Genomic DNA, 24877 nt, shown 5'->3' on the forward strand with positions numbered 1-24877 from the left:
ATGGCGCGCGCACACGCTTTGCACATATTGGTAAAAACCCGCGAAGAAGCGGAAGAATTAAAGAAACAGCTGGCGGCTGGCAAGAAGTTTGGTGACCTAGCGCGTCAGCACTCACTTTGCCCATCGGGCAAAAAAGGCGGCGATCTTGGTGAGTTTGGCCGCGGTCAAATGGTGCCGGCTTTCGATAAAGTGGTATTCGGCAAGCCGACGCTCGAAGTTCACGGGCCGGTAAAAACCAAATTCGGCTGGCACTTAATAAAAACTTTGTCGCGAAATTAAGCTATTTTTGGCGAAAATCAGTCGAATTTCGCCAAAAGTTCCTCAATATCATCGAGATCATCTTCAACATATTCTTTCACTAAACGATAGAATTCATCGGCGGCGTCCGCAATCGCTTCACAAACGCGCGCGACCGTTTTCGCACCGAGCTTTTGGTTATCTTCTTCAAGTGGCAAAGCATACACAAATAACACTTCGCCCTCATTGTCGACTGAGAAACTGCTGAACTTCACTTTGTTGTTGACGAGGTTGGCAATTTCAAGAAGCTGTGTTTGAAAAATCGGTCGATACTCGCCCGCTTCATTAAAATATAACTGCTCGACAAAAAACGGGGCTTGGACAAAATAAGCAATACGCCCCTCTTCGGCTAAACACACTTGAACTGCTATCCCGAAATTACCTTCATCATCAAAATAGTTTTGCGTAGCAACACCAACAAGCACGCGGTCGTCAGTATCGGGCGGCACTTGAAATGCGATACCATAACGCTCAAGATCTTGTATTAATTCACCAATTGTCATCGTCACGAACTGTCATCCTTGTTTCGTTTGTAGTTACTTCATGAAACCACAATTAACTACGTTTTAAAACTTTCACGTTTGCTTCAGCTAGAGCTCAAAGATAATCGATGCTATACAGAGATATCTATTCAACTAAATAAAAAGAATGAAAATGAAAAATAAATTAGCGGTTTTCTTCGTTTGCCTTATGGTTTTTGGTGCAGTTGCGAGTGAACGTCAAAAAGTACTTGGTTTCGGCGGTGTGTTTTTCAAAGCTGAGAATCCAAAAGCTCTGGCGCTTTGGTATGAAGAACATCTGGGCGTAAAACAAACACCAACAACTTATGAAGAAATGCCTTGGGTGCAAGCTGGCGGTAGCACTGTATTCGGTGTGTTCAACGCAAAAACAAAGTATTTCGGTGCCGATGACCAGCAATTTATGTTTAATTTTCGCGTGGCGGATTTAGATGCCATGGTTTCGCAGTTGCGCGAGGCCGGTATCGAAGTAGAGGTTGATCCTGAAGTTTATCCGAATGGTCGCTTCGCTCGCCTTGCAGACCCTGAAGGCAACCCCATTCAGTTATGGCAAGAGATGATGCCGGTTACGGATTAACCGGCGGGACATAAATGGCAACCGCTTCGGCGGTTTTGTCAGTGAGACCAAATGATTTCCCGATGCTGAGACCAAAACCAAAGTTACCGGTACTACGCCCGATGCCGGTACCAATATTCACTGAATCATCTTGTCGCTCGCCAGTGCGGCGCAATAAAACACCATTGGCACCGACTTTGGCGGCAGCTTCTTTCAAACGCTGAATCACCGCATTCATTTTCGCTTCATTGCTGAGACTAAATGAAGCATCACTGGTAGCGGTAATCATTGCGATTGGTTCGTATTCTGCGGGGTCCTGCAAATACACTTGAACCTGTTCAGGGCTAATAGCTGGGCGCGTTTGTCCAATCACATGAGTTGTTGACGGTGACGCACACGCGGTTAACAGCAATACAAACCCTATCATGAAGTATTTCATTCCGATATCTCCTGCTCGTCGCCCCATTCTTCGCCGAGGTATTTAAAGCGCGGTACTTCGAGGCCATCGACGCTTACCGACTGTAAAAACATGTCATAGGGGCGCACCCACAAGCCTTGCTCATCGCCGTATAACGGCCGGTACAATACCATCCATTCTTCAGTTTCAGAATGGCGCACGGTATCGACGACTTCATACATTGGACCTTTATAATGCTGATATTTACCTGGTGTGATTTTCATCGTGCACTCCTCGCCAGAATTTTATCGAGCTCGTTGGCAAACGCCATGCGGTCACGTTGATGCAACGGCGGTGGCCCACCGGTATGTTCGCCACTACTGCGCAGCGTATCCATAAAATCACGCATGTTCAAACGGCTACCAATATTTTCTTTGGTGAATAACTCGCCGCGCGGACTCAGCGCCTGCCCATGCTTTTTAATTACATCGGCGGCCAACGGAATATCCGCGGTGATCACCAAATCGCCCGCTTCACAAATTTCGGCAATATAATTGTCTGCAACGTCAAAACCTGACGCCACCTGCTTTGTTTTTATCCATTTTGACGGCGGTACACGCAACGGCTGGTTGGCCACCAGAATGAGTTCCAGTTGCTTGCGCTCAGCGGCACGGTAGAGAATGTCTTTTATGACCGACGGACAGGCGTCAGCATCAACATATATTTTCATCAAGCTTTCGTTATTTTCATGAGTTTCATAACCCATAGATTAGCATTAAAACAAAATAAAAAGCCGCTCAGTTGCACCAAACTTGATGCAGCTGAGCGGCTGTTTTAGGTTGCGAGACTAGAAACTAATACCGTTTTAAAAGTATTAGCTGGCGTTTTTAGTCTCGCGAATGTAGTCATCCACAAACTGCTCAAGAATGTTGAGCGGTAATGGACCGTTGGCGAGAATCACATCGTGGAATTCACGAATATCGAATTGCTCGCCAAGCTCATTTTTAGCTTTCTCACGCAGCTCAAGAATCTTCAACATACCGATTTTGTAGGCTGTTGCTTGGCTTGGCATCACAATGTGGCGTTCAACCATTTTGCGCGCATCAGCTTCAGCGTTCGGCGTATTGTTGACGTAGAAATCGATACTTTCTTCACGCGTCCATTTCTTCGCATGAATACCGGTATCCACAACCAAGCGCACTGCGCGCCATAGCTCCATCGCTAAACGACCAAAGTCAGAGTACGGGTCTTTGTAGAAACCGTATTCTTTTGGCAGCAACTCGGTGTACAAGCCCCAGCCTTCACTGTAAGCGGTGTAACGACCAAATTTGCGGAACGACGGAATACCTTCAAGCTCTTGCTGAATGGCAATTTGCATGTGGTGGCCCGGAATACCTTCGTGGTATGCCAAGGCTTCCATTTGATACGTTGGCATAGAGGCCATGTCGTACAAGTTCGCGTAGTAAACACCCGGACGCGTGCCATCCATTGATGGCTGCTGATAGAACGCCTTACCGGCTGATTTCTCACGGAACGGTTCAACCGCTTTCACAATCATGTCGGCTTTTGGCTTGGTGATAAACAGCTCATCCAAAAACTCACGCATGGTGTCAATTAATGCAGTCGCTTCTTCTAGGTAACGCTGACGACCCTCTTCGGTATCAGGATAGATAAAGTCTTGGTTATTACGCATGTGCACGAAGAATTCCTGCAACGTGCCTTCAAACCCAACTTTTTCCATGATCACGCGCATTTCGTTATGAATACGCTCAACTTCGCTTAAACCAATTTCGTGAATTTCTTCAGCGGTGAGATCAGTGGTGGTGGTCCGTTTTAGCGCGTTGTTGTAGAACGCTTCGCCGTCTGGAAATTTCCACGCGCCGTCTTTAGTATCCGCTTGTGCGGCAATATCTTCAACCGTAGCAATCAAGCTTTCATATGCCGGCTTCACCGATTCCACTAAGGCTTTTTCTGCCGCTGATTTCAAACCGTCATATTGGCTTTGCTCGATGTCGAGGTTGTCGATTTTCTTAGTGAAGTCTTCAAGCAATACGCTTGGCTCGCCATCTTCAAATGGTGCGCCAGCAATAATATTTTTGCTGTCGCTGATCACGTACGGATACACGAATTTCGGCGCAATAATGCCTTTTTCAGCACGTAAGCGAAGATTTTCTTCTAGCTGCTCAAACAATGCCGGCAAGCCGTTTAAACGCGCAATATAGTCTTCAGCGTCATCCACTTCTTGAATACGGTGCTGGTTAATCAGCATCGACACGACACTCGAGTGCATGCCAAACATTTGATTCACTGGGTAGTTGTAATGACGCCATTTGTAGTCAGCGATATCTTCTTCTAAGCCCTGCTTCATGAGCATCCAACTGATTTTGGTTTGCTCGTCTAGCTTACTTTCGTCAATCGCGTTTACTTTTGCCAACTGCTCTTTTTGTAACGCCAGCTCTTCTGCAGAAGCCTGCTCAGAAATGTCGTCCCATTTGTCTTGGTCTTGCTTAATCCCCAAGTACGATTGATACATTGGGCTACGCATGACATTTTCCATGAAAATGTCTTCAAACAATTTGTTGGCTTTTTCTGACTCAGCTTTGATTTCCGCTTCGGTGGCCGCTGCGGTAGTTGCCGCTTGCGTTTCAGCGACAGGAGCTGTCGCTTCATTTGCCGCATCAGACTTTGACGCGTCAGAGCATGCCGCTGTACTCAGCGCCAGCGCCACAGCTAAAGCTAAGTGCTTCATTTTTAAATCAGACATCGGTTGTCTCCTTATTGTTATATTGCCCTTAGCTTAGCACCATACTTGGCGGGCGGTCTATTGACGCGCCAGCGCTTGGGGTGAAGCGCTACAACTCTGCGGCGAGGTGTTAACAACCGCCCGAGCTTGATGTTGATGCGGTTGTTGCAGCGAGCATCGCCGGTAACATGACGGCGACCATTACTGCGGCTTGTACCGCATCGATCACGTCTTGCGTTAGAGCGCCGAGCTCTTCACCCTTGGCGATTTGTTCAATGCGCTTTTTGTGGGTTTTTAACTCTTCTTTGCTGAAGACATCTTTGAGCAAGTACGCACTTTTAGCGAGCGCTACCATGAGCGCCACGCGCGGATCAATTTCTAGCGGTTTATCCAGCACCAAGCGGCGCATCTCGTGACGTAAGTGACGCTCTGGCTCTGGATTTACCTCGGGGTAGATTTTCTGGGTGAAAATCCACAGCACTTTCTTTTCGTCGCTTTTAATAATGCCATCGGCAACCAGTTGCTCGGCAACTTTGTGTTTCAGTTTGGGAATATTGGCGATGGACATCACCCAGTTTTTGAGGATATCCGGACGTTTCTTCGTGGCAATTTTTTGCAGCACTTCGTCCATGACTTGGTCGCCCGTTGGCGAGGCATCAAGCACCTCAATTTTATCTTTGTTGTCGGCATTTACCTGAATACGCTTCGCCAATAACAACTCAGCCAATACCGCCGCAGCCACAGTATATTCAATGTACCAACCTTCAGACGTGCCTTTCTCGTCGTGCAACGACAGTAACACTAAGCCTTCGTAGAGTTTTACTTGTAATTCATTGGTGTGTTGCATGTGTCACCTCCTTTTGAAGTTGTTTCATTCATCATAGGGCGGTGAGCGGCAATGCTCAATTTTTGTATGTAAGTTTTTGTGTAGATGTATGAAGGCAAACTTTTCAAGACGCATAACATATTAATCGGCTCACATAATGAGCCGAATAACAGATCTAATCGGCTCATTGTGCAAATTTAAGCCAGTCTACGATGTAATCACCAGCGGGATATCTTGCGGCGCTTCAAGTAACGGCGTGAGTGCGTCGGCATCGCTGTTGAGCCAAAAGCCAACTTCACTCGGACGAATGAGAAGCGGCATGCGATGGTGATATAGCGCGCATTGCTCCGTCGGTGCGGTGGTTAGCGTGACGAGATGAGCTTGCTCTTCACGATGCGGGAAATAAATAGCGGCCATGTAGAGCGGTTGTTGATTCGCTTCGGCAAACAAATATTTGGTTTTACGTGACTGCCCTTCCTGCTGTTGCCATTCATACCAACCACTACAAGGCACCACGCATCGATGCTGTTTAAACGCCATTTTAAAGGTCGGCTTGGTCGCCACGGTTTCAGCTTGCGCATTAATGATAATGCGGTTCGCCCAATTCGGCTGTATGCCCCACAGCGTGTTCAATTGATGAAGCCCATTGTGGTTGGCGGTGGTAGTGACCGTTGCGACTTGCTGTGTGGGCCGAAGATCTGTGTTGCTCGGCGTGTGGAACTTAAAACCGAGTTGCTCGGTCACCAGTTGACAGAGTGGGTCGTTGACGACGTTTAGTCTTCCGCACATGATGATGCCTTTAGCGAGATATCCAGCAAATCAGTTGCGAGTCAAAGGGGTAGTTACAGAAGTTCATCAGTAGGTTGTGGGCTGTCGATAGGAAAGGCCTTAACACTTATTACTTTCGGTGGTTGCTTGCGGAGTGGAGTAACTTTCTCCTGAGTATCAGTATATTCCTGATACTTCGCGTTAAACGCACCGAGGGCAAACGATAGGCAGTTCACCAACAGTTGATTAAGGCTTACGTCTTCAATATCAGCCATACGAGAGTATGCTCGGTGCATCGTTTTAGGCATTCTTAGCGTCACACGACCACTGAAGTCGTCTGCTGGCTCAAAAGGAGCAGGCATCACTTTACCTTTCTCGGCAAAAATCTCAGCGGTTGTCTCGACCGTATCAATCGCCAACGCATAAGCCTCTTCGAATGAATCGCCGTATTCAGCAACGTCAGGCAGTTCAAGCACGCGCGCTTCGTAGCATTCCTCACCTGAAAATACACCTTTGCGTACTGTTATGTTGTACTTTGTTGCGTCCATACAAGTCTCCCGTTATTTCTCACCAAGTAGCTCTAAGAGCTCTTGTTCATACTGCTTCAATACTTTCATTATTTTCTTAATGTAGCCTGGCTTTATTTGCGGATTCTTACCGTGATCGCAGTTAAATGAGCTTGAGTAAAAATCATCCAGGCCATCATGAACATATACTTTATGCCCACCGCGTTTGCCATCTCGCACCTCGAAACCAAGCGCTTCGAGCTCTGTGATGACATCTTTGCATCGCAACGCTTTACCACTCTCAAACAAGCTTAGTGTGTCTTTAAATAAGTTTCCAGACATTATGACACCATATATAGTGTCAAAGTCTCCGAGGTGAGAATTTTACTCTGGTTTCTGTTAAATGCAAGCATGCTTCCCTTCCTCCGCTATGACGACAAAAGCTCATCCGGCATTGCCAATGCTGGACCTCATTAACTTAAAATATTCCACGTCACACATGAACAGTTTACTGACATAGCATTCAACTGATAGGTCTTCATAAGCTAACATGCTTATCCATGTCCGAGATGGTATTTTTAGGCTTGAATCTTAAAATACGAGATTGACTACACTCGAAGTATGCGCGGGTTAGGTTGTGTAACTACCCTGAGAAAATTCGGGTTGATAACGGCAGCAAATTCACCTCCGAAGTATTCGTCAACTGGGCAAAAGCGCACGACATTATGATTGATTACATCAAGCCCGGCTGCCCATACCAGAACGCATATATTGAGCGGTTTAACCGAACTTATCGTGATGATGTACTCGATTGTTACATCTTCAACAACCTAAACGAAGCGAAGCAAATAACCGAAGACTGGATTGAGTTATACAACAACGAACGACCGCACAACTCACTCAATGATATGACGCCGTTTGAGTACCGAAATGCGGCATAAATATTCTACGAGATGACTGTGTTATAAATGGGGTATTTACAACTATATTCCTATTAATCGGCCAAAAATAGGATAATAGCCCAAGATATATTGGCTAGCAGCCAAAGATTGACTAGGATGAATTGATATTTTTCGGAGGCGGCTATGCTTTTTATTCACGAAACACTATTGAATTTACACGTGGTACTTGGCGCATTGGCGTTGGTGCTTTTCTGGGTGCCTATACTTGCGCGAAAAGGCGGCCCCACACACGTTCGCTACGGCAAAATGTACGTATGGCTGATGTATATTGTCGCCGTTTCAGGTATTGTCATGTCGGTAATGGTGCTGGTTAGCCCCGGCTACTTTAAGCCAAACGCCTCGCTTGTCGTGATTAATCAGTTTTATACTTTGCTGCTGTTTTTGTCAGCGCTAACCTTTATTAGCGTGCGCCACGCCATGCTAGTGCTTAAACACAAAACCGATACTTCGGTATTTCGCCGCGTTGGCTTTTTATGGATGCCAGCCATATTAGTTGGTGGTGGCACTACGCTGCTTGTTATAGCCGTTAATTCTAGCTCAACGCTTATTTTGCATTACGTATTCGGCGGTTTAGGTGTGTTTATTGGCACTAGCATGGGCCATTTTGCATTTCGGAAAAACCCACCACGTAAGATCTGGTTAACCGAACACATTGGCGCGATTCTTGGCTCTGGTATAGCTGCTTACACCGCATTTCTGGCCTTCGGCGCGCGCCATTGGCTGAGTTTTTTAGGCGAATGGCAGCTGGCCGCCTGGATACTTCCGGGCGTTATTGGTACCGCGGGCATTGCTTGGGCTTCGCGGCGCTGGGGCCGTTGATTTAATTAACGGCGCGTTGCGCCACCCGGCGTACCTTACGGAAAGAACGCCGGGCTACGGTATGGGCTACTCGATGTTTTGGATCTGAATGTATTTCATGAGTGTATGTATATGATATGCATGAACATTAGCGATAAATATATTTCATAGTCACCATTTTTGTCACCACTCGGCATGATTTACAAAGCAAGTTCAGCCTCGACTAATTTTACCTTATCTCTTAAAGTCTGATTATATTCTTTACTATCCATCGCGTAATGCGCTCGTCGATGACAATTAGGGCAGACAGCAACAACATTCTCCGGATGATCGGGCCCGCCATCAGCTAAACGATTCATATGGTGACACTCCAAGAACGGACCTGACTTTGTCTCGAACGGCGCAGGATCTCCGCAGCCCTCACATATTCCTTTTGAGCGTTTTAATACATACAGCTTTATCGCTTCTGAACGAAGTCTAGTGATCACAGCCTGCTCTCTTGGAGACGGATCAGGAAAGGCTGATACAGCCGCAAGCGCAAGTACTCTTAACTCTCTCAAGTTAGAATTTCTCAACTTAGTTTCATTGTAGTCGCCGTATATCTTCCTAGGTTCATATACTTGTTCTTTATCAAAAATCGAATCAACAGTAAGATGAAATACAAAGACATTTCTTAGGTTTCCGTCTCGATCAGGCCTCTTCTCTTCGTGATAACCGATACATTCTGCCTCACCCACAAAATTGACAAATGGGCTTTTTGAGTTTTGCTTTTCGAATAAATAAAGTTTTTTCCCGTTGGTTTTATGATCTCTAATTGCTAGATTACCTTTTTGCATTTTCATGTCACCTAACTGTCCCTCGCCGGTATACATGAAAACACCATCTACAAAACCATCGATATACCCAAGTTCTTCACCACCAGGAGAAGTAAACAAAAAAACAGCGCGGTGTTCTTTAGGTGTAGCTATACCTCCGCGTCGTTGACCTCCAAAATGCTCGTGTATATCGGTTGCTCGGCGATAACTTTTTCCAACTACGAACATAGATGTCCCTTTTCCATTAATTCACATTGAGGAAAGATTAGCCTTAACACGACTGGATGTCTCCTGGTCAATTTCGCAAATTAGCCTGAGCCAACGTGCATAGGCGTTGAAAGACCGCATACTCATAGTAGTTATAATGTTAAATACTAAAACGACAATACCGAGTTGGGGGGCCTTTACTGGGTTTAAATCTCATCGACAAGTGAGCTATAGCTAAAAATACAGCTAAAAACCTAATATCGAAAAACACTAACACTACTAGATTAATCAGCACATCACTAACGCAAGCAACGCGGCCCATCAAGAATGAAAAAGATTGTGGGCTCGATACGGAATCCAGCCCATCATAATGCAAAGGTAAATTACCTTATGTCCATTTGAGATTCACGCACAAGCAGTTACTAATTTCATTATATTTGCCCAACCAAAATTTTTGCTTTTCGTGCAAGCTCTCTTGATTCGATTCGCTCATCAATAGAGCGCTTCGTCATCTCTATGATAGTAGATCGTTTTGTGTAATCTTTAGGAACTGGAATGATTAATTCCATTATACGCTTTCCAAGAGAGTCGATTATGTCTTGAGTAAATCGTTTGGACTGAATTTGTTCTATAACTAATGGGCTGGATAGAGCAGCCAAAAGCATATATGGGGACAACACTTTCTCATCATTTACCCTAATCTTGTATAGGTGACTCTGGTATAGCATTTTCGTATCGTATTTTGATACAAAAGCGCAAGTACCAATCAAGTAAGTTCCATCCTTTACCATTAGAATATCTCCCTCCTTCACATCTTGCCTTTTCGCATATTTTTCATATATTTCCTGCGATACTCCATGCTTGGGATCTAACTTTATTTCCCAGTTTGAGATGTCAGAAGTTCTAACAAAGGGTATGCTTCCTGTACCGTAGGCTAATTTTCCAACCTCATCACCGGTAGAAATGCTCACAACACCTTTTTCGACTAATTTACCTAAATTTATTAAATCGTGAGTAGCTGATAGCGCATTTAGAGCGAGAATCGGCTCTGGATTATAATAGCGAGGTGCCAAAACGTTGTTTTGAATTTGTGAGCGTTCTACGAAGTAACCTAGATGTGCTTCAGTACCGCCGCATTCAATACGATTAATATAATTTCCAATAATCACAGGAAGATCGTTGTGTGGTATGGGATTACCTCGACTATCATGCCCACACCACTTTGCTTCCGCCATGAAAATTTTACTTTTCGGATTCGGTGCGGAACACTTAGTCGCAACGACCAAGCAAGTCTTAGTATGAGTGCCTCCTTTCCCCGATGTCTTAAACAAGTTTTCAGGCATTCCAACAATAGCGTTTATATCGGTATTATCCATCAAATATTGAACTACATGCCCACCTGACGAACTAGAAAGCATACTTTCTGGAACGACTATCCCCAAGCGTCCACCATCCTTAAGCAGCTTTACACATAACTCAAGAAACAAAATTTGTGGGCTCGGATTTGCGACTAAACTCTCTGCTTTTAGAAAGCGTCCAGACTCCTTACTTCTAGTCCATTTATGGGCTAAGTCGAAGCTCTTCTTGGCTTTTTCAGAGCCAATTTTTATCTTTGCACCAAAGGGTGGATTTGCTAAAACAACATCGAACTGGTTATCCAGGTCGAAAGGAATCGGTTTGCCGTCCAGCGTGGAGCGTTCAATTGAGTCAGCGCATACAACATTACTCTCTGCAAACGTGGAAAGAGCGATATGAGTATTTGCTAATTTAGATAGGTATTCGTCTTTTTCCAGTCCATATAGATTGGTGTTTATTTTTTCCGAGCTAACACCATCATTTTTCAAGTATCGTGCTGAGTAGCTTAAAAAGCTTCCTGCTCCACATGCAGGATCAATTATTTTCTGTCCCTCTTTTGGCGCGATTGCTTGTACCAACCAGTTCACAGCGACCGAAGGCGTAAAAAATTGACCTTCAGAACCTCGAGCTTCTGAACTAACAAAAACCTGATATAACTCGCTCAATGGATCATTCGTGGGATCTTCAAGGTTTACGGAACACAGGGCGTTATGAATAAATACGATAGATTCAGGATCTAACAGAATTTCCTCATCTTGATTAAATATTGACTGATTTTTCCGCTTTAAATGAGAAAAAGCTTCCCTGTATTTTTTTGCAATTGCTTCTTCATTATCGTCCCCACCAACTTCCTCTAAATGACTCACTTTGCAGAATAAACATTTCACTACCTCATGCATCAGTGAGCGATCCCGCGTGATGCCCAACGCTTTCCCAGCTAGGTAATTTCGAATTTGATAAAAAACAGTGTTAAGGCTCGTATTTTTCATTACAGAACTGCTACCTCTATCAGAGTATGAAACTATGCAATAGCATAACAGGACCTGCATTTAGAGACTAGCTTAGAATACCAACATCCATCATTCGATTGAAAATACCTCGGAGCATCTCTTGAGTGGCGCTAATACTCAAGCTACCTTGTATTCGGTTACCATCTTGTGAAATCCACTTAATATTTTCACCAGAATGTCTTCCCCCAGCCTTCAGCGGAACCATATGCCCCACTTGGAAATTAGACTCACCGTGCGCACCCCCTCCAAGTATTTCATTAAAAATCATAGGCTTAAGTGTTATCGGACATAATGTTACATCTTGAGTACCGAAAAGGCCTCGCTCAATTAAAGCGGACTTCTTGTCATCGGGGAATCCTTGGAAGTGAGCCAATTCGTTTAGCAGCTTTCGTTCTACAGACCAACACTCCTCAATACTAGCATGTTGAAAATCTACACTGAGGCATTCCCAACGCTTAGCCCTATTTGTCTGCATTTCACCTGTTTGTGACCTATCTGTTTTATAACATTTCGTTGCTATCTTACTTATGAGTTTACTATCCTTACCCTCTAAATTTAGCTTTATTTCAGGCCTGATTAACGGTCTGGCCAGAATCAACCACTCTATATCTGTGAGTTCAGTAAGACGTATATTTTGAACAGTGTGGACAGGAGACAAACTTGGGTCTATGTATGTGAAAACAGATTCGTATGGTGTTCCTCTACACTTCTGACTCTGCAGCTTCTTCGCGACTGCTAGGTGCATTGCGGAACTAGACAATAACTCAAAACACTTAAACAGTATCCCGGCACACTCTTCAAAAGACGAAGAGCGTTGATCTTGATTGGGCGCAAACGTACCTACATAATTTTCAAATGTTCCCAAGCGCGTTTTTGTAATGCTACCAGTAACCCACCTAGTCTTCATCTTTGTTGACGTTATCTTTAGGTTTGTCAGCTCGATACAAAACGCAAAGCGAAAAATTGAAGAAACTATGTATTTAAACTCGGCCTCACTCATATTGTCACGAATAGCAGTTATAGTTGACTTGCTTTCAATATCTAACTCGTCAATATTTTCAATAGCCCAGGTAACTACCGGGGAAAAATCGAAGTTCGGCGCCCGCCCCTCAATCGAGGGACCACCAAAAGAGGCCCCTACTGTCTCTGTCTCTAGCTCTTCAAATTTTTGTTTTATGGTATCTAGGTATCTCATCCATTTCCTCCCATTGAAAATCTAGAAGGGCGGACGGATTAACTTCTAAAGCATTTGCAAATTTTATGATGTTAATAAGACTAACATTGCGTTTGCCTCGCTCGGCACTTGATACGTAGGTTCTATCGATGTTAGCAATTTCACCCAGCTTTTCTTGACTAATTTTTCTAGTCTCTCGAATCCTGCGAAGATTTGCGCCGAAAGCCTCAAGAACTTTTTCGCTATCCAATTGATGCCCCTCCAGTCTATAGAGAGAATGATGCGCTCTTGTTGACTATAGTTCTACGGACTATGAGTAACATGTATAGAAGGGTATAAAACCAATAATTTGTAACATTGAATAGACGAATGACATCACATTAAGAATAGGCATTACTATAAAATCTCAAGAAAAAATACCATTCCTTTCGCACTAAAGATCTTCGCAAGATGCAATTGTCTAACATTTGGTAGCTATTCAAAATCTGAGCATTTTATATATATTTATCAGGCTCGATTAATTCTAGGCACATGATATCTCGATAAAGATACAGTTTAACCTGGTCGAGTAGAGATTAATTTAATATAACTCGGTAAAAGAGACGCTGAACCGGCGTGTATTCTCGAACTTAACTTCTTTTCCTCTGATTTTTGCAAGATAGCTAAAATGCCATATCGCTTGAAATAATTCATCTGTGTCAGTTCTATCTAATTTGTAATATTTGACGGCAGTATATCGTCCATGATGGAACCAATAGAACTTTATCCATTCGCTTAAAACGTAAGGAGAGTTGACTTTGCTTCCGTCTAACGCAACTAGAACATGATAGTGTGGCGTATCAGCTGAGTGAATTTCCCGAGCCCAGCAAATAGCTATTCTCTTTGAATATTTTTGAAGGCGAACTTTGTTTTTAACTCTACTAATTAAAAGGCTTATACTCTTATTATTCCGTTGCGACGTATAACACGACAAATCGAAGCGAAATAGAAAAACTTTTCGATGATTATTGAGCATCCATAGCGGCACATCAAGAACCTTGCGTAAGATTTGAGGATCTAGACCACTTCCACGAGCATTAACGAGCCAATCAATGCCTCGATGGTGAAACCAAGTTTCCTTATAAGAATGGTTCATAAAGTACCCATAGATATTATTAATTACCTAGTTATTGCTCGCGGCCTTTGCTCTTCCATGAGCTATGCCTGCCACATTGAAACTAAAAACGGTAAATAGAAAAGTCAGGTTGACGCCTATAATCGTCTGAAACCGTCAGTGTTGGATCAAACAAGTCCATTTTCAGATACTTCATCGATCCATTTTTCAAGGTCACTCAAACGCCAAGCCACCGAGCGTGTTCCTAGATGAACTCGTTTCGGAAACTTACCTTGCTTCTCAAGTTCCCAACGCCGCTGACGAGCTAATCCAGTAATCGCTCTGCACTCACGCTCGCGAACTAAACGATCTTTAGGTTTACGCTGCACAGGAATGAAGCTTGTGGTTTGTATTTTCATCTCGTTGCCTCTAACAGGTTGTGAATGTCAGAAGCAAGTTAACTGATGGAAATCGGCGACATGCGCGCAACTTAAACGTTCACCGTAGATATGCGCGCATGGTTTACGGTTTTTCTTTTATTGCTTCATAAAAGAAGTTCTTCTTTGGTCGAAACGAACGATTTTCAGGCGGTGGTGGACTTCCGAAAAGATTCCCCATACCTGCATCAATTGGGGTTCCGATCGGTTTCTTCTCGAAGTCTCTATCTTTTTCGTAACAATCCCTCAGCCAATCTGCCGCGTTACTTTTCCCGTCTCGCTTCGAACGATAACTTCGGTCATTTTCAAATGCATCTTTTCGGTCTTGAAGATATTTATCAACCGCCCACTCACGTAAACGTTGTTTGTACTCTTCGAGGCCTTGATGTCGAACTGTTGCTGCATTTTTAGGTTGTCTTCTCCGTTTTACATTCTCGTCGAAAATCGGCTCAACCGAGTCATAAACAGCGCCAGCTTTCTGTCGCAGCATTTCAATCTCGCTCCTAAGCAATTCCGCCTCGCGCTCAAAGCCAGCGTCTTTAATCCGCTGCAAACTGTGCTCTATTTGCGCAAGTCTGAGTGCATTCGGACCTTTAATAAACTCATCACGTTTACTCATCATTACCTCCTTGTATTAATGGCTCAAAGAAATCAGCTACCTCGGCGTTAACTTCTCTACGCTCTTCAAGATAATCATGTTGATTGTAAGTCTTCAGAATGCCTTGCAGCTCATGGTTTAAGCATCGTTCGGCTATCTGATCTGGCACTTTCAACCGGGCCAACAGAGTTCTATAGGTTCTGCGTAAGTCATGTACTGTAAAATGTTCGACTCCCGCTGAACCAAGAACATTGGGGTAGGGTTGTTTCTTGCTATCAACTTTCTGGCCGAATAGTTTTGCTAACGCATGATTCAGCGTATCGTCAGAAATATACCCTCGTCGTTTACTTCGGCGACGCGAGGGAAATACATATTCAGAACCTGCACAGCGAACTTTTAATTCTTGAATCACGGGTAGCATTTGATTTGGGATAGGCACCGTAATTGGCTTACTGGTTTTATTCTCGGGAAAGAACCAGGTCTGGTCCTCTAAATCAATTTGTTCCCAACGCGATGATATGATTTCAGACTTGCGACAGCCCAGATGCAGAAGCAAAAGACACGCTAGGTAATTGTCGCGAGTAAAGATATCTTGATGCTTCCGGAAGATCGCGAATGCCGTCTTTATGTCATCTTCAGACAACGAGCGCTTTCGAGGTGAGTAGTCTTGACCAATATCTCGCCCAGTAAAATAGATCGCTGGATTACTACCTAGCAAATTAAGTTTGATGCCATGGTTAAACATCCGCTTCATAATGCTTAGCGCTCGAGCGGAAGTCGTCTTATGACCTGTCTGCTGCAGTTGATCAAGAACATTGCGAACATCAATCGGTGTGATGTCTTTTAGTGAATATTTGCCCAAGCGATTCTTAAGATAATTTCGATAAACGCGCTCATCATTACCAGGATGTTTAACCTGACCTTCGACTGATCGCTCGAACCAATCATGAAACAAGTCATCCACCGTCTGAATAGTACTACCTGTTTCTCGGCGCCGTTCAAGCTGAGGGTCAATCCCATTCTTAACTTTTGATTTAATCACGGCAGCTTGCGCCTTAGCATCAGCCAATGAGCACTTCGGATATCCTTCCAGCAAGGTGATGGTCTTGCGCTTACCCGCGTAGGTGTATCGCACAAACCATGAAGCAGTACCTTGTTCAATTCTGAAATAGAGCCCATCACCCACACTTTTCCGAACGTCCTGTCCGGCTCTAACAAGTGCTTTGATCTGACTGCTGTTCATGACTATCTCCAAATGGTGACAAAACCTAATGATGGAGACGCTATAAATTTCTAGTCACCATCCTTGTCACCACAATATAGCGGACAATCACGAACATTGCATTACCATTAGATACGAAAAAGGCCGCAACTACGCGACCTTATCCAAACTTAGTATACTTAACAAAACTTAACATGACCCTATTCTATATTCTGGATCTGCTCACGCATCTGCTCAATCAACACCTTCAACTCCACTGCAGCGGCAGTAATATCAGCGTTAATTGATTTTGATCCCAAGGTATTCGCTTCGCGGTTAAATTCTTGCATCATGAAGTCTAAACGGCGGCCACAGGCGCCACCTTTGCGCAGGATTTTGCGGGTTTCAACCACGTGCGCGTTGAGACGATCAAGCTCTTCGGCGACGTCCATTTTTTGCGCCAGCATCACCATTTCGGCTTCTAGACGGGTTGGGTCGAGCTCCACCTTCGCTTCTTCAAAGCGCCCCAGCAACTTCTCGCGTTGCCATTGCAGCACTTCAGGCATGCGGCCGCGTACAAAGGTGACTTGTTCCGAAATGCCTTCGAGGCGCTCTTCAATCATGCGCTCGAGGGCTTTTCCTTCACTGCCACGGTTCTCAATGAACTCGGCGATGCAGGCTTCAAAGGCGCCGAGTACATCGGCTTGAATGGCATCCATGTCGTCTTCTTGTTGGGCGACAACGCCTGGCCAACGCAATACATCGAGCGGATTCAACTGTGCGCTTGAGCTTTGGTTCGCCACCCAATTCGCTGATGAAATCACGCTACGCGCTAAATCTTCGTTCAAGCTCAAACCACCTTCGGTTTTTTGCTCAATGTGCAAACGCAGGTTGCACTCGACTTTGCCGCGTTGCAATTGCTTGCGCAGGCGGTCGCGTAGGCCGTTTTCTAACGAGCGAATTTGTTCCGGCAAGCGAAAGTAGGTTTCTAAAAAGCGTTGGTTTACCGAGCGCATTTCCCATGTAGCGGTGCCCCACTCGGCTTTCAGTTCATGGCGCGCGTAGCCGGTCATTGATTGAATCATTGCTATTCCTTGTAAGCTTTATCTGCCGTTAGTTTATCACCGATCGCAATCTCGTACAGCACGGCAATAAAACCTGTGTTGGTAGTAACGGAATTTCACATCCATCTCTGATATAATCGCCAACCAATATTTTGCACAAAATAGGAGCCACCCATGCGTCCAAGTGGTCGTACTGCCCAACAGATTCGTCCGGTAACGATTACCCGGAATTTTACGCGTCATGCCGAAGGTTCGGTGCTGATTGAGTTTGGCGATACCAAAGTGTTGTGTACCGCGAGTGTCGACAAGAGCGTGCCGCGCTTTTTGAAGGGCAAGGGCCAAGGTTGGGTTACCGCAGAATACGGCATGTTGCCTCGTTCAACCCATTCGCGCATGGACCGTGAAGCGGCGCGTGGCAAGCAAGGTGGCCGTACCGTTGAAATTCAGCGCTTAATTGGTCGCTCGTTGCGTGCGTGTGTCGATATGGCGGCACTAGGCGAGAACACCATCACGATCGATTGTGACGTATTGCAGGCTGATGGTGGTACGCGTACAGCTTCGATTACCGGTGCTTGTGTGGCGTTGGTGGACGCACTGAACTGGATGCGTAAAGAAGGTATTGTGAAAACCAATCCGTTGAAAGGTTTGGTGGCGGCGATTTCAGTGGGCATGTATGAAGGCAATCCGGTGGCTGATTTGGATTATCCGGAAGATTCGAAAGCGGAAACCGACATGAACGTGGTGATGACCGAAGCGGGTAAATTCATTGAAATTCAGGGCACGGCTGAGGGTGAACCGTTCTCAAGCGAAGACATGAATGCGATGCTGGATTTGGCCAAGCACGCTATTCGCGAATTGATGGATTTACAGAAACAGGCGTTGGCTTAAACATTAACGGCGCTTTGCGCCACCCGGCGTAAAACGCCGGGCTACAGGTTAATCGACATGAAACAATATCAAAAAGAATTTATTGAATTTGCCATTGAACGTGGCGTGTTGAAGTTTGGTGAGTTTACTTTGAAATCAGGCCGCACCAGTCCGTATTTCTTTAATGCGGGGCTGTTTAATCAGGGTTCTGATTTGGCACGCTTGGGTCGTTTTTATGCGGCGGCGTTGCAAGACAGCGGCGTGGCATTTGATGTGTTGTTTGGCCCTGCCTACAAGGGTATTCCGATTGCTACAGCGGCGGCGATTGCGTTGTTTGATTCGTATCAGAAAGACGTGCCGTATTGCTTTAACCGCAAAGAAAAGAAAGACCACGGCGAAGGCGGTAACTTGGTGGGTTCACCACTCAATGGTCGCGTGATGCTGGTGGACGATGTGATTACGGCGGGCACGGCTATTCGTGAATCAATGGAAATTGTGCAGGCCAATGGTGCTGAATTGGCGGGCGTGTTGATTGCATTAGACCGCCAAGAGAAAGGCAAAGGCGAGCTGAGTGCGATTCAGGAAGTTGAGCGTGATTACAACGCGACGGTGATTAGCATTGTGAAGCTCAATGATGTGATTGAGTATTTAAAAGACTCGCCCGATTTAGCGCAGTACCTTGATAAGGTGACTGCGTATCGGGCGCAGTATGGGGTGTAGCCCGGCGTTTCACGCCGGGTGGCGCGAAGCGCCGTGAATGTTTGAAACTATTATGAATTTCTGAATCCCCGAACAATAACCATGACTTCGTCATGTCCCGGCGTAGAACGCCGGGCTACCAGGTGTCGGGTTGCCAGGAGAGGCCGATGCGGGCATCGGTCACTTGGCATTCGCCGCCGGCTTTGACGCGTTTGGTGGCATCGTCTCCCGCCACCATTAAGCGGAATTCCTTCTCAATTAAGTTGAAGCTGTTGCGCTCTTGGCACAGCAAGCGTAATGAATCCACCATGCCACGATCGCTCAAGAAACGCGTGGTGGGTGGTTCTTGCACTACTTCTTCTGACTGCGCAAAACGCACATCGACAATGCCGTCATCGGCAAAGCGGCCACGCGCGCCAGCTACCAAATAATGGAAGGTCGCTGCAACGGCATTGTCGGTTTGCTGCGCGCCAACACCAAAGAACACACCTCGCTCACCCAGCACTTCAAATGCACCGGTTAACACATTCACCGCTAGCGCAGTGCGAGTATCAATGCCCACCGCCAATGGCGTGTTGGTGGTCGCCGCAACGCGCAGTAAACGGCCATGGCGTCCCATGTCAGAGAACTGGCCATCCAATGTCGCAGAATTAAACAATCCAACACCACCTAATGGATGATAGGTTGCGCTCTCAGCGTTCATGTTGCGTGGGCACGAGTCGTCTTTGCCACAGGCAAATGGTGGTGCTTCGCCGGCAATCGCGCCAGCCCGTAATGCTTCAGCGCTGGTACCGCTGGCGACCATTGAGCGTGCAGTCATGGCATTCATGGCGTCGCTGGTTGCGCCAACCACGAGTTTGTTCGCGCGCATTTTTAAGTAAATGCTGGTCATGAGATCAGTCGGCTGACTCAATGGGTCTAAAAATGCTTTACGTACTAAGCCAGGGTCGTTGCCGACAATCAGTACGGCATCCGCCCAATCCACAATTTTTGGCCCTTGCAGGGCATCTTTGCAGAACGCTACTTGCTGTTTATGTTGCTCTGGGAATACTCGGGCGCGCTTCCACGTACCAAGTTCTTGTTCACGCAATGCATCCAGCTCATCACATTTACCGGTGCGCTGTGCCGCGTTCACGGCAGCATCAATTGGCAACCAACGCACTTCAGCACCGAGGCTGTCAAACGCGCTAATAAATGGCTCCACCGCCGTGATTGGATCCCGTGCGCCAGCGGCGGCAATAGCAATACGAGGAGGGGCATCACCGCCACGAACTTTCTGCGCTTGCTCCAACATCGCGTTTAAGATCTGGCGCTTCGCTAGAATCTTCGTCAGATCAAGGCGCGCGGTATCGTGTTTACCTTTTGGCGCCGGCATTTCAAGGTAATCAATAATCAGGTTCCATTCGCGCTCCGACAAACTGTCATACAAATGACGCGTCGCACGGCGGGTAAACTCTTCTTGGAAACTGCGCTCAGGCACCACTTCCGAACGCATGCGTTCATACAAAATTTCCAGTGCCATTTTTACGTCATCGCGCGTCTTGCGACGGTGTACCGGCCACAATTCATCTCGCAGCAGAGGCGTGGTGTAGGCTTCGCTTAAGTTAATGTAGCGATCGGTGCGCATGGTTTCGCCATCCAGCCAATCGGTGTCATTACAATGGGTCCACGCCATGCTGGAACACAGCGCCATTTCATCGCCCATCAAAAATAGCTGATAATTGGGGCCCGTGGCGCGCTCAGCGTCTTGTGCTGACGCTTGTTGTGCAAAAATCAAACCACCCAGCACAGCAAATACCAGTGAGGTAGTCTTAACTAAAGCTTTCATGGTGTACTCCTACAACGTCAGGCGCTCAACCTAACGGCATTCAAAGCAAAGGTCAATTTTAGTCTAGTTTCATAAAAGCTTCGACCTGATATACTGGCGAAGGTTTAATTGTTTCGTCAGAAACTGAAAGGAAGGTTTGTTTGGCTAAATTTTTGCCTAAGTTCGTACAGCACTTCGCACTACTTGTGATTGCCTTGCTGGCAAGCACTGTTACGCGCGCTGAACAAACCACCCTGACCTTTCGCGCCCCCGATGACGGCCCGGTGCCGGCTGCGGTGCAAGAAATTTTAGAAGAAGCTTACGCTGAGCTTGGCATTCAGCTGCGTTATGTCGATATGCCGCGCAACCGTAGCTTGGTGGAATCGAATGCTGGACGTATTGCGGGCGAATTAGGGCGGCTTTCTGATCTTGATAATCAATTCACCAATCTCAAACAAGTGCCGTTTCCGCTGTTTGCTTTTGAAATTGTACTCGTCGCAGACCGCCGCGATTGCGGTTTGTGTACCTTGGATGATGTTGAGAACCTCGCCTATATTAGCGGCATGCAAACGGTGATTGGGATACTTAAAGAATTCCGGTACAAACGCCCAACCGTGCAAGCGCTTGATATTCAGCAATTGAATTTAATGTTTACCAATCAGCGCGTGAAGTCAGTCATGCTCAACGACTTTGAAGCTCGTCAGCTAGGCTATTACGACAACCCGCATTTGATCATCACGCCCATGCGTGCGCTGATTGGCTACCACTTTTTGCATGAGAAACATGCGCACTTGATTCCAGCCTTGAATACCGTGCTGGAAGAGATGCACGCAGCTGGGCGGGTCACGACAATTTACCGTGAACATGGTGTCACGTTCGAGCGCCGCAATGAGTTTCCAGAGCCACCAACGTTTCCTGCTTTATCAATTACCGCGGGACTGATGGAAGAGCGCGCACAAGTTGATGGTTCCGGTCGGTATTGGCAGCTCGTACAAAAGATATTTCAGTCCATCACGCCAGAGCTTGAATTACACACGAACAGCTATCAACGCGCGGTACTTGGCTTTAATGAGAATCGGTTTGATATTTTAGTCGGTGGCACGCAAACGCAGGTATCCATTGATGGCATTCCATCGTATACGCATTTCGACTACGACAGTCCGGTCGCGGCCTTTGCGTTGCAACAAGCTGATATAGAAGCCATGCAGGCGGGTACGCTGAAGCGGCCCATTTGCTTTGTCGCTGGCTACGATTATCACAGCTTCTTCAAAGAAGGCTTAACGTACTACCTTGCCAATAGCATTCTGGATTGTTTCGCGATGCTGGATATGCAACGGGTTGGCGCCGTGGTGACCTTCGAAGATAATGCCCCCGATTGGGCGGGGACCGATTACGTGAAGCTGCCATTGCGCGAAGCCCTGCCGATTCACGTGATGTTTCACGATACGCCGCGCGGTCGCGAACTTCGTGATTGGTTTGATAAACGCCTGCGTGAGTTGGTAAAAAGTGGCGAAATCGGGAGCATGATGACGCCCGCCCAACTGCAACATGCTCGTTTAGCGGCGAGTTTACCTAAAACTTCAACGCCATAGTTTCGTGGCAAAAGTGTCGAGTCTTGGAATGTTTCATATCGCTTTATTTAATCCTGTGATGCCTGCAAATACCGGCAAACGTGCAACCCGTATCATTTAGAATAGTTTTGTTAGCCCCAATTACTTGCTCTTTTAGCCGTAACTATAAACTCCAATAAAGAAAAAGCTTAGACCCCGCCAAAAACGCCTGTCTGTACTCTTACCTCTGATTAAAGCTATTGCTAGTCTTTTCGATTCAAACACTCGAAAGGATGAAGTAATGAAAAAAATTGTACTTAAAGACATAACGCTTTCTAACAGAACATTCAAACGCTTAGACATCCTGCTTCATAGCGATGGTAGTCTTGTGTTACTTCCGACACTTTTTTCAATCTATACTTACAACCGCTCGCTGAGCCTTGTTATGCGAGACGTGAGAAATGAAATACTTTCGCAAGACGTGTATCGACAAACCGAAATAAATGAGCAACAAATTGCCTTTGGAACTTGCGTCGCCTATGTGGCTCGCATTTTCGAGTTAGCGAAATACTGTGACAATTTGAAAGAAGCACATTTAGACATGAATAATAATAAATTCATGAATTTATATCTTAATGAGGTTTTAGGTAAGCGGGTCAAAAGCGTAACCACGCTGGAGTTGGCGAAAAGAGCATTAACATCATATCGTCTATTTCTATCGACTCTTCGTATTGGTGACATTCCATCTCTAACATTAAATCGCGAAGTATTAGCAAACTTAAACTCATCAAAAATAGTGCACTCTGCAAGTGATTATGTATCGAGAGAAGAGCGAAGTCTTATTATGCAAGCATGCCGGAACGAGCGCGATCGTTTAATTATTCGCTGTGGATATCAACTGGGGTTACGAACATCTGAAAATCGAGCTCTTTGCTTACACGACCAAAAAATAAAATGTGTTACTAAACCGGGACTTCTTTCACTATTCAAACAGCTCGATTCTTCGCAGCAAGAGACGTTCGTTTATACGTTGAATGGTATCTACACGAAATATAAAAAATCTCGCGACATTTATATTCCGCGTACGTTACTTGAGACGTTTCGCTCGTACTATGAAAATGAGCGAAAGCAATTTATCGAAAGACATCAGGTTGACGATTCAATTTGGCTATTTATAAGGTACGACCCTGCCGGCGCTGGGCAACAGATCTCAGAACGCCACGCTACCAATATCTTTAACCAAGCGCTATGCGATTCTAATTTAGAAAACAGCTCGCTCTCATATCACAAGCTAAGACACACTTTCGCAACTGAGTATTACGCAAGTCTTATACAGAAAGAGTCAGGCCTCGGATATTCGGAAGCAACTGCTTTGTTTCTTGTCGCAAAACGACTTGGACACTCAAAATCAGGCACAACCGAACGATATATACGTTTGATTGAAGATATGAGCATTATAGAAGGTAAACTGACCTTTCCCCTGAAATAACACCATATTTTCAATGAGATTTCAGTTTTTATGCCACCTGTTTTGCATATTCAGCTGGCGGTAAATAATTCAGTGAACTGTGTGGTCTTTCTTCGTTGTAATGACGCTGCCACTGCTCAATGTCGTAACGTGCTTCATCAAGAGTTCTAAACCAATGCTGGTTTAAGCATTCATTCCTGAACTTTCCGTTCAGACTCTCTACGAAAGCATTCTGCGTGGGTTTACCTGGCTGAATAAAGTTCAGGCGTACACCTTTAGTTTTGCTCCAGAAGAACATAGCCTTACTCGTAAACTCTGTACCGTTGTCGCAAACAATCGAGTCAGGCCTCTCACGAGCCTCGATAACTTGCGATAAAAAGCGTGCCACCTGTTGCCCTGATATCGATACAGAGACCAGCTGACCAACCACTTCACGACTAAAGTCATCAACGATATTTAAGACGCGAAAACGACGCCCATTGGCTAGTTGATCAGAAACAAAATCCATCGACCAACGTTGGTTCACGGTCGTTGGCGTATCCATCACAACACGTGGACGAACGAGTTTCTTGCGTTTCTTCGTACGAACTTGCAGACCCTGCTCGGTATACAAACGATAGGTCCGTTTTTTGTTCTTAACTAATCCCTCACGCTTAAGAAGACCATGAAGCATCAAGTAGCCGTATCGTGGATACTCAACCGCCAGCTCTTTTAAACGAGCCGTAACCGACTCATCCTGACGTTTTTTAGGCTGATATCGATACGCTGTACGACTCAGCCCAACCAACTTGCACGCAAGGCGCTCACTAAGCTTGAAGGTGGTTACCATATACTCAACCACACGCTTTTTGCTGGCGGGCTTTACCACTTTTTTGAGACCACGTCCTTCAACGCTTCCGTCTCCAACATCTTTTCTGCCAAGAGCTTCTTAAGCTTACTGTTTTCAGCTTCAAGCTCTCGCAGGCGCTTGGCCTCGTTAACTTCCATACCCGCATACTTGCTACGCCAGTTGTAGAAGGTACCGCTCGAAATACCCATCCGTCGGCATATATCATCTACCTTGGCACCAGCTTCATGTTCCTTGATAGCCTTGATAATCTGTTCTTCGCTGTGACGTTTTTTCATAGTGAGATCTCCAATAACTCAATTTTAATGGAAAT

28 protein-coding genes are annotated in these 24877 nt (G+C 45.7%); 8 read left to right on the top strand and 20 right to left on the bottom strand.

What is annotated here, in order from left to right; all coding sequences use genetic code 11:
• Nucleotides 1–279: a peptidylprolyl isomerase gene (locus BM292_RS07685; RefSeq protein WP_092857255.1), complete on the top strand. Its 279-nt coding sequence runs from the start codon at nt 1–3 to the stop codon at nt 277–279.
• Nucleotides 280–296: 17 nt separating this feature from the next.
• Here the strand turns inward: BM292_RS07685 and BM292_RS07690 are convergent, their stop codons facing one another.
• On the bottom strand, nt 297–800 hold the full coding sequence (locus tag BM292_RS07690; RefSeq protein ID WP_092857257.1) for a YbjN domain-containing protein: 504 nt from the start codon (nt 798–800) through the stop codon (nt 297–299).
• Nucleotides 801–951: 151 nt separating this feature from the next.
• On the opposite strand from BM292_RS07690, the gene BM292_RS07695 reads away from it, so the two are divergent.
• On the top strand, nt 952–1392 hold the full coding sequence (locus BM292_RS07695) for a VOC family protein (RefSeq protein WP_245751883.1): 441 nt from the start codon (nt 952–954) through the stop codon (nt 1390–1392).
• Here the strand turns inward: BM292_RS07695 and BM292_RS07700 are convergent.
• The 8 genes from BM292_RS07700 to BM292_RS07735 all read right to left on the bottom strand — a co-directional run bounded on the left by BM292_RS07700 (nt 1382) and on the right by BM292_RS07735 (nt 6953).
• Nucleotides 1382–1810, bottom strand: a complete 429-nt coding sequence (locus BM292_RS07700) for a hypothetical protein (protein WP_092857259.1) — start codon at nt 1808–1810, stop codon at nt 1382–1384. The genes BM292_RS07695 and BM292_RS07700 overlap by 11 nt on opposite strands.
• Nucleotides 1807–2052, bottom strand: a complete 246-nt coding sequence (locus tag BM292_RS07705; RefSeq protein WP_092857261.1) for a DUF1653 domain-containing protein — start codon at nt 2050–2052, stop codon at nt 1807–1809. Before BM292_RS07705 ends, BM292_RS07700 begins: the two co-directional genes overlap by 4 nt.
• Nucleotides 2049–2498 (bottom strand): YaiI/YqxD family protein, encoded by a 450-nt coding sequence (locus BM292_RS07710; RefSeq protein WP_092857263.1) that lies wholly within the window; start codon nt 2496–2498, stop codon nt 2049–2051. Before BM292_RS07710 ends, BM292_RS07705 begins: the two co-directional genes overlap by 4 nt.
• Nucleotides 2499–2642: 144 nt before the next feature.
• Nucleotides 2643–4532: a DUF885 domain-containing protein gene (locus BM292_RS07715; RefSeq protein WP_092857265.1), complete on the bottom strand. Its 1890-nt coding sequence runs from the start codon at nt 4530–4532 to the stop codon at nt 2643–2645.
• A 109-nt stretch (nt 4533–4641) separates the two neighbouring features.
• Nucleotides 4642–5358 carry a GOLPH3/VPS74 family protein gene (locus BM292_RS07720; RefSeq protein ID WP_092857267.1) on the bottom strand — a complete coding sequence of 239 codons (717 nt, stop codon included), beginning with the start codon at nt 5356–5358 and terminating at the stop codon, nt 4642–4644.
• A gap of 186 nt (nt 5359–5544) precedes the next feature.
• Nucleotides 5545–6126 (bottom strand): SOS response-associated peptidase, encoded by a 582-nt coding sequence (locus BM292_RS07725; RefSeq protein WP_092857269.1) that lies wholly within the window; start codon nt 6124–6126, stop codon nt 5545–5547.
• Nucleotides 6127–6179: 53 nt separating this feature from the next.
• The gene (locus tag BM292_RS07730) at nt 6180–6653 is read right to left on the bottom strand and encodes a toxin-antitoxin system HicB family antitoxin (protein WP_092857271.1); all 474 of its coding nucleotides are present in this window, start codon (nt 6651–6653) and stop codon (nt 6180–6182) included.
• 12 nt (nt 6654–6665) lie between these two features.
• Nucleotides 6666–6953, bottom strand: coding sequence for a type II toxin-antitoxin system HicA family toxin (locus BM292_RS07735; RefSeq protein WP_092857273.1), 288 nt, complete (start codon nt 6951–6953; stop codon nt 6666–6668).
• Between the two features lie 383 nt (nt 6954–7336).
• Here BM292_RS07735 and BM292_RS07740 point away from each other — a divergent pair, with 383 nt between their 5' ends.
• Nucleotides 7337–7552, top strand: coding sequence for an integrase core domain-containing protein (locus BM292_RS07740; RefSeq protein ID WP_177203815.1), 216 nt, complete (start codon nt 7337–7339; stop codon nt 7550–7552).
• Between the two features lie 144 nt (nt 7553–7696).
• Nucleotides 7697–8392: a DUF2306 domain-containing protein gene (locus tag BM292_RS07745; protein ID WP_092857277.1), complete on the top strand. Its 696-nt coding sequence runs from the start codon at nt 7697–7699 to the stop codon at nt 8390–8392.
• Between the two features lie 179 nt (nt 8393–8571).
• Here the strand turns inward: BM292_RS07745 and BM292_RS07750 are convergent, their stop codons facing one another.
• The 9 genes from BM292_RS07750 to BM292_RS07790 form a co-directional block, all read right to left on the bottom strand.
• Entirely contained in the window at nt 8572–9414 is an 843-nt protein-coding gene (locus BM292_RS07750) for an HNH endonuclease (protein ID WP_092857279.1), read from the bottom strand.
• Between the two features lie 410 nt (nt 9415–9824).
• Nucleotides 9825–11738: an N-6 DNA methylase gene (locus BM292_RS07755; protein WP_177203816.1), complete on the bottom strand. Its 1914-nt coding sequence runs from the start codon at nt 11736–11738 to the stop codon at nt 9825–9827.
• 67 nt (nt 11739–11805) lie between these two features.
• Entirely contained in the window at nt 11806–12954 is a 1149-nt protein-coding gene (locus BM292_RS07760; RefSeq protein ID WP_092857283.1) for a hypothetical protein, read from the bottom strand.
• Nucleotides 12920–13183 carry a helix-turn-helix domain-containing protein gene (locus tag BM292_RS07765; RefSeq protein WP_092857285.1) on the bottom strand — a complete coding sequence of 88 codons (264 nt, stop codon included), beginning with the start codon at nt 13181–13183 and terminating at the stop codon, nt 12920–12922. Before BM292_RS07765 ends, BM292_RS07760 begins: the two co-directional genes overlap by 35 nt.
• A 330-nt stretch (nt 13184–13513) precedes the next feature.
• Nucleotides 13514–14068, bottom strand: a complete 555-nt coding sequence (locus BM292_RS11880) for a YagK/YfjJ domain-containing protein (protein ID WP_092857287.1) — start codon at nt 14066–14068, stop codon at nt 13514–13516.
• Between the two features lie 146 nt (nt 14069–14214).
• A complete protein-coding gene (locus tag BM292_RS07775) occupies nt 14215–14445 on the bottom strand; it encodes a helix-turn-helix transcriptional regulator (protein ID WP_092857289.1) in 231 nt (76 codons plus the stop codon).
• A gap of 103 nt (nt 14446–14548) precedes the next feature.
• On the bottom strand, nt 14549–15082 hold the full coding sequence (locus BM292_RS07780; protein WP_092857291.1) for a hypothetical protein: 534 nt from the start codon (nt 15080–15082) through the stop codon (nt 14549–14551).
• Nucleotides 15075–16304, bottom strand: coding sequence for a tyrosine-type recombinase/integrase (locus tag BM292_RS07785; RefSeq protein WP_092857293.1), 1230 nt, complete (start codon nt 16302–16304; stop codon nt 15075–15077). The genes BM292_RS07780 and BM292_RS07785 overlap by 8 nt, the downstream gene beginning before the upstream one ends.
• Before the next feature lie 179 nt (nt 16305–16483).
• On the bottom strand, nt 16484–17347 hold the full coding sequence (locus BM292_RS07790) for a YicC/YloC family endoribonuclease (protein ID WP_092857295.1): 864 nt from the start codon (nt 17345–17347) through the stop codon (nt 16484–16486).
• A 153-nt stretch (nt 17348–17500) separates the two neighbouring features.
• Here BM292_RS07790 and rph point away from each other — a divergent pair, with 153 nt between their 5' ends.
• Together rph and pyrE are read left to right on the top strand one after the other, a co-directional pair.
• On the top strand, nt 17501–18214 hold the full coding sequence (rph, locus tag BM292_RS07795; protein ID WP_092857297.1) for a ribonuclease PH: 714 nt from the start codon (nt 17501–17503) through the stop codon (nt 18212–18214).
• 57 nt (nt 18215–18271) lie between these two features.
• Entirely contained in the window at nt 18272–18913 is a 642-nt protein-coding gene (gene pyrE, locus BM292_RS07800; protein ID WP_092857299.1) for an orotate phosphoribosyltransferase, read from the top strand.
• Nucleotides 18914–19028: 115 nt separating this feature from the next.
• Here the strand turns inward: pyrE and BM292_RS07805 are convergent, their stop codons facing one another.
• Complete coding sequence (locus BM292_RS07805; RefSeq protein WP_092857301.1) at nt 19029–20720, bottom strand: type 1 glutamine amidotransferase family protein; 1692 nt, start codon at nt 20718–20720, stop codon at nt 19029–19031.
• Nucleotides 20721–20860: 140 nt separating this feature from the next.
• Here BM292_RS07805 and BM292_RS07810 point away from each other — a divergent pair, with 140 nt between their 5' ends.
• Both BM292_RS07810 and BM292_RS07815 read left to right on the top strand, forming a co-directional pair.
• Nucleotides 20861–22291 (top strand): transporter substrate-binding domain-containing protein, encoded by a 1431-nt coding sequence (locus tag BM292_RS07810; protein WP_092857303.1) that lies wholly within the window; start codon nt 20861–20863, stop codon nt 22289–22291.
• A gap of 259 nt (nt 22292–22550) precedes the next feature.
• Nucleotides 22551–23738, top strand: coding sequence for a tyrosine-type recombinase/integrase (locus BM292_RS07815; protein WP_092857305.1), 1188 nt, complete (start codon nt 22551–22553; stop codon nt 23736–23738).
• A 28-nt stretch (nt 23739–23766) separates the two neighbouring features.
• Here the strand turns inward: BM292_RS07815 and BM292_RS07820 are convergent.
• Nucleotides 23767–24842 (bottom strand): IS3 family transposase gene (locus BM292_RS07820; RefSeq protein WP_092857307.1). Its coding sequence is split into 2 segments (ribosomal slippage): nt 23767–24593 and nt 24593–24842, totalling 1077 coding nucleotides; the frame shifts between segments, so codons are not numbered across the junction.
• Nucleotides 24843–24877: the final 35 nt, after the last annotated feature.

The organism is Pseudidiomarina tainanensis (assembly GCF_900115255.1).
Lineage (GTDB): Bacteria > Pseudomonadota > Gammaproteobacteria > Enterobacterales > Alteromonadaceae > Pseudidiomarina > Pseudidiomarina tainanensis.

Bases quoted from the DNA above. Each gene is read 5' to 3' on its own strand.
- BM292_RS07690 (WP_092857257.1), bottom strand. From the start codon at position 800: ATGACAATTGGTGAATTAATACAAGATCTTGAGCGTTATGGTATCGCA.
- BM292_RS07710 (WP_092857263.1), bottom strand. From the start codon at position 2,498: ATGAAAATATATGTTGATGCTGACGCCTGTCCGTCGGTCATAAAAGAC.
- BM292_RS07785 (WP_092857293.1), bottom strand. From the start codon at position 16,304: ATGAACAGCAGTCAGATCAAAGCACTTGTTAGAGCCGGACAGGACGTT.
- BM292_RS07700 (WP_092857259.1), bottom strand. From the start codon at position 1,810: ATGAAATACTTCATGATAGGGTTTGTATTGCTGTTAACCGCGTGTGCG.
- BM292_RS07775 (WP_092857289.1), bottom strand. From the start codon at position 14,445: ATGAAAATACAAACCACAAGCTTCATTCCTGTGCAGCGTAAACCTAAA.
- pyrE (WP_092857299.1), top strand. From the start codon at position 18,272: ATGAAACAATATCAAAAAGAATTTATTGAATTTGCCATTGAACGTGGC.
- BM292_RS07725 (WP_092857269.1), bottom strand. From the start codon at position 6,126: ATGTGCGGAAGACTAAACGTCGTCAACGACCCACTCTGTCAACTGGTG.
- BM292_RS07805 (WP_092857301.1), bottom strand. From the start codon at position 20,720: ATGAAAGCTTTAGTTAAGACTACCTCACTGGTATTTGCTGTGCTGGGT.
- BM292_RS07815 (WP_092857305.1), top strand. From the start codon at position 22,551: ATGAAAAAAATTGTACTTAAAGACATAACGCTTTCTAACAGAACATTC.
- rph (WP_092857297.1), top strand. From the start codon at position 17,501: ATGCGTCCAAGTGGTCGTACTGCCCAACAGATTCGTCCGGTAACGATT.
- BM292_RS07695 (WP_245751883.1), top strand. From the start codon at position 952: ATGAAAAATAAATTAGCGGTTTTCTTCGTTTGCCTTATGGTTTTTGGT.
- BM292_RS07735 (WP_092857273.1), bottom strand. From the start codon at position 6,953: ATGTCTGGAAACTTATTTAAAGACACACTAAGCTTGTTTGAGAGTGGT.
- BM292_RS07720 (WP_092857267.1), bottom strand. From the start codon at position 5,358: ATGCAACACACCAATGAATTACAAGTAAAACTCTACGAAGGCTTAGTG.
- BM292_RS07740 (WP_177203815.1), top strand. From the start codon at position 7,337: ATGATTGATTACATCAAGCCCGGCTGCCCATACCAGAACGCATATATT.
- BM292_RS07705 (WP_092857261.1), bottom strand. From the start codon at position 2,052: ATGAAAATCACACCAGGTAAATATCAGCATTATAAAGGTCCAATGTAT.
- BM292_RS07755 (WP_177203816.1), bottom strand. From the start codon at position 11,738: ATGAAAAATACGAGCCTTAACACTGTTTTTTATCAAATTCGAAATTAC.
- BM292_RS07745 (WP_092857277.1), top strand. From the start codon at position 7,697: ATGCTTTTTATTCACGAAACACTATTGAATTTACACGTGGTACTTGGC.
- BM292_RS07750 (WP_092857279.1), bottom strand. From the start codon at position 9,414: ATGTTCGTAGTTGGAAAAAGTTATCGCCGAGCAACCGATATACACGAG.
- BM292_RS07760 (WP_092857283.1), bottom strand. From the start codon at position 12,954: ATGAGATACCTAGATACCATAAAACAAAAATTTGAAGAGCTAGAGACA.
- BM292_RS11880 (WP_092857287.1), bottom strand. From the start codon at position 14,068: ATGAACCATTCTTATAAGGAAACTTGGTTTCACCATCGAGGCATTGAT.
- BM292_RS07715 (WP_092857265.1), bottom strand. From the start codon at position 4,532: ATGTCTGATTTAAAAATGAAGCACTTAGCTTTAGCTGTGGCGCTGGCG.
- BM292_RS07790 (WP_092857295.1), bottom strand. From the start codon at position 17,347: ATGATTCAATCAATGACCGGCTACGCGCGCCATGAACTGAAAGCCGAG.
- BM292_RS07780 (WP_092857291.1), bottom strand. From the start codon at position 15,082: ATGAGTAAACGTGATGAGTTTATTAAAGGTCCGAATGCACTCAGACTT.
- BM292_RS07730 (WP_092857271.1), bottom strand. From the start codon at position 6,653: ATGGACGCAACAAAGTACAACATAACAGTACGCAAAGGTGTATTTTCA.
- BM292_RS07685 (WP_092857255.1), top strand. From the start codon at position 1: ATGGCGCGCGCACACGCTTTGCACATATTGGTAAAAACCCGCGAAGAA.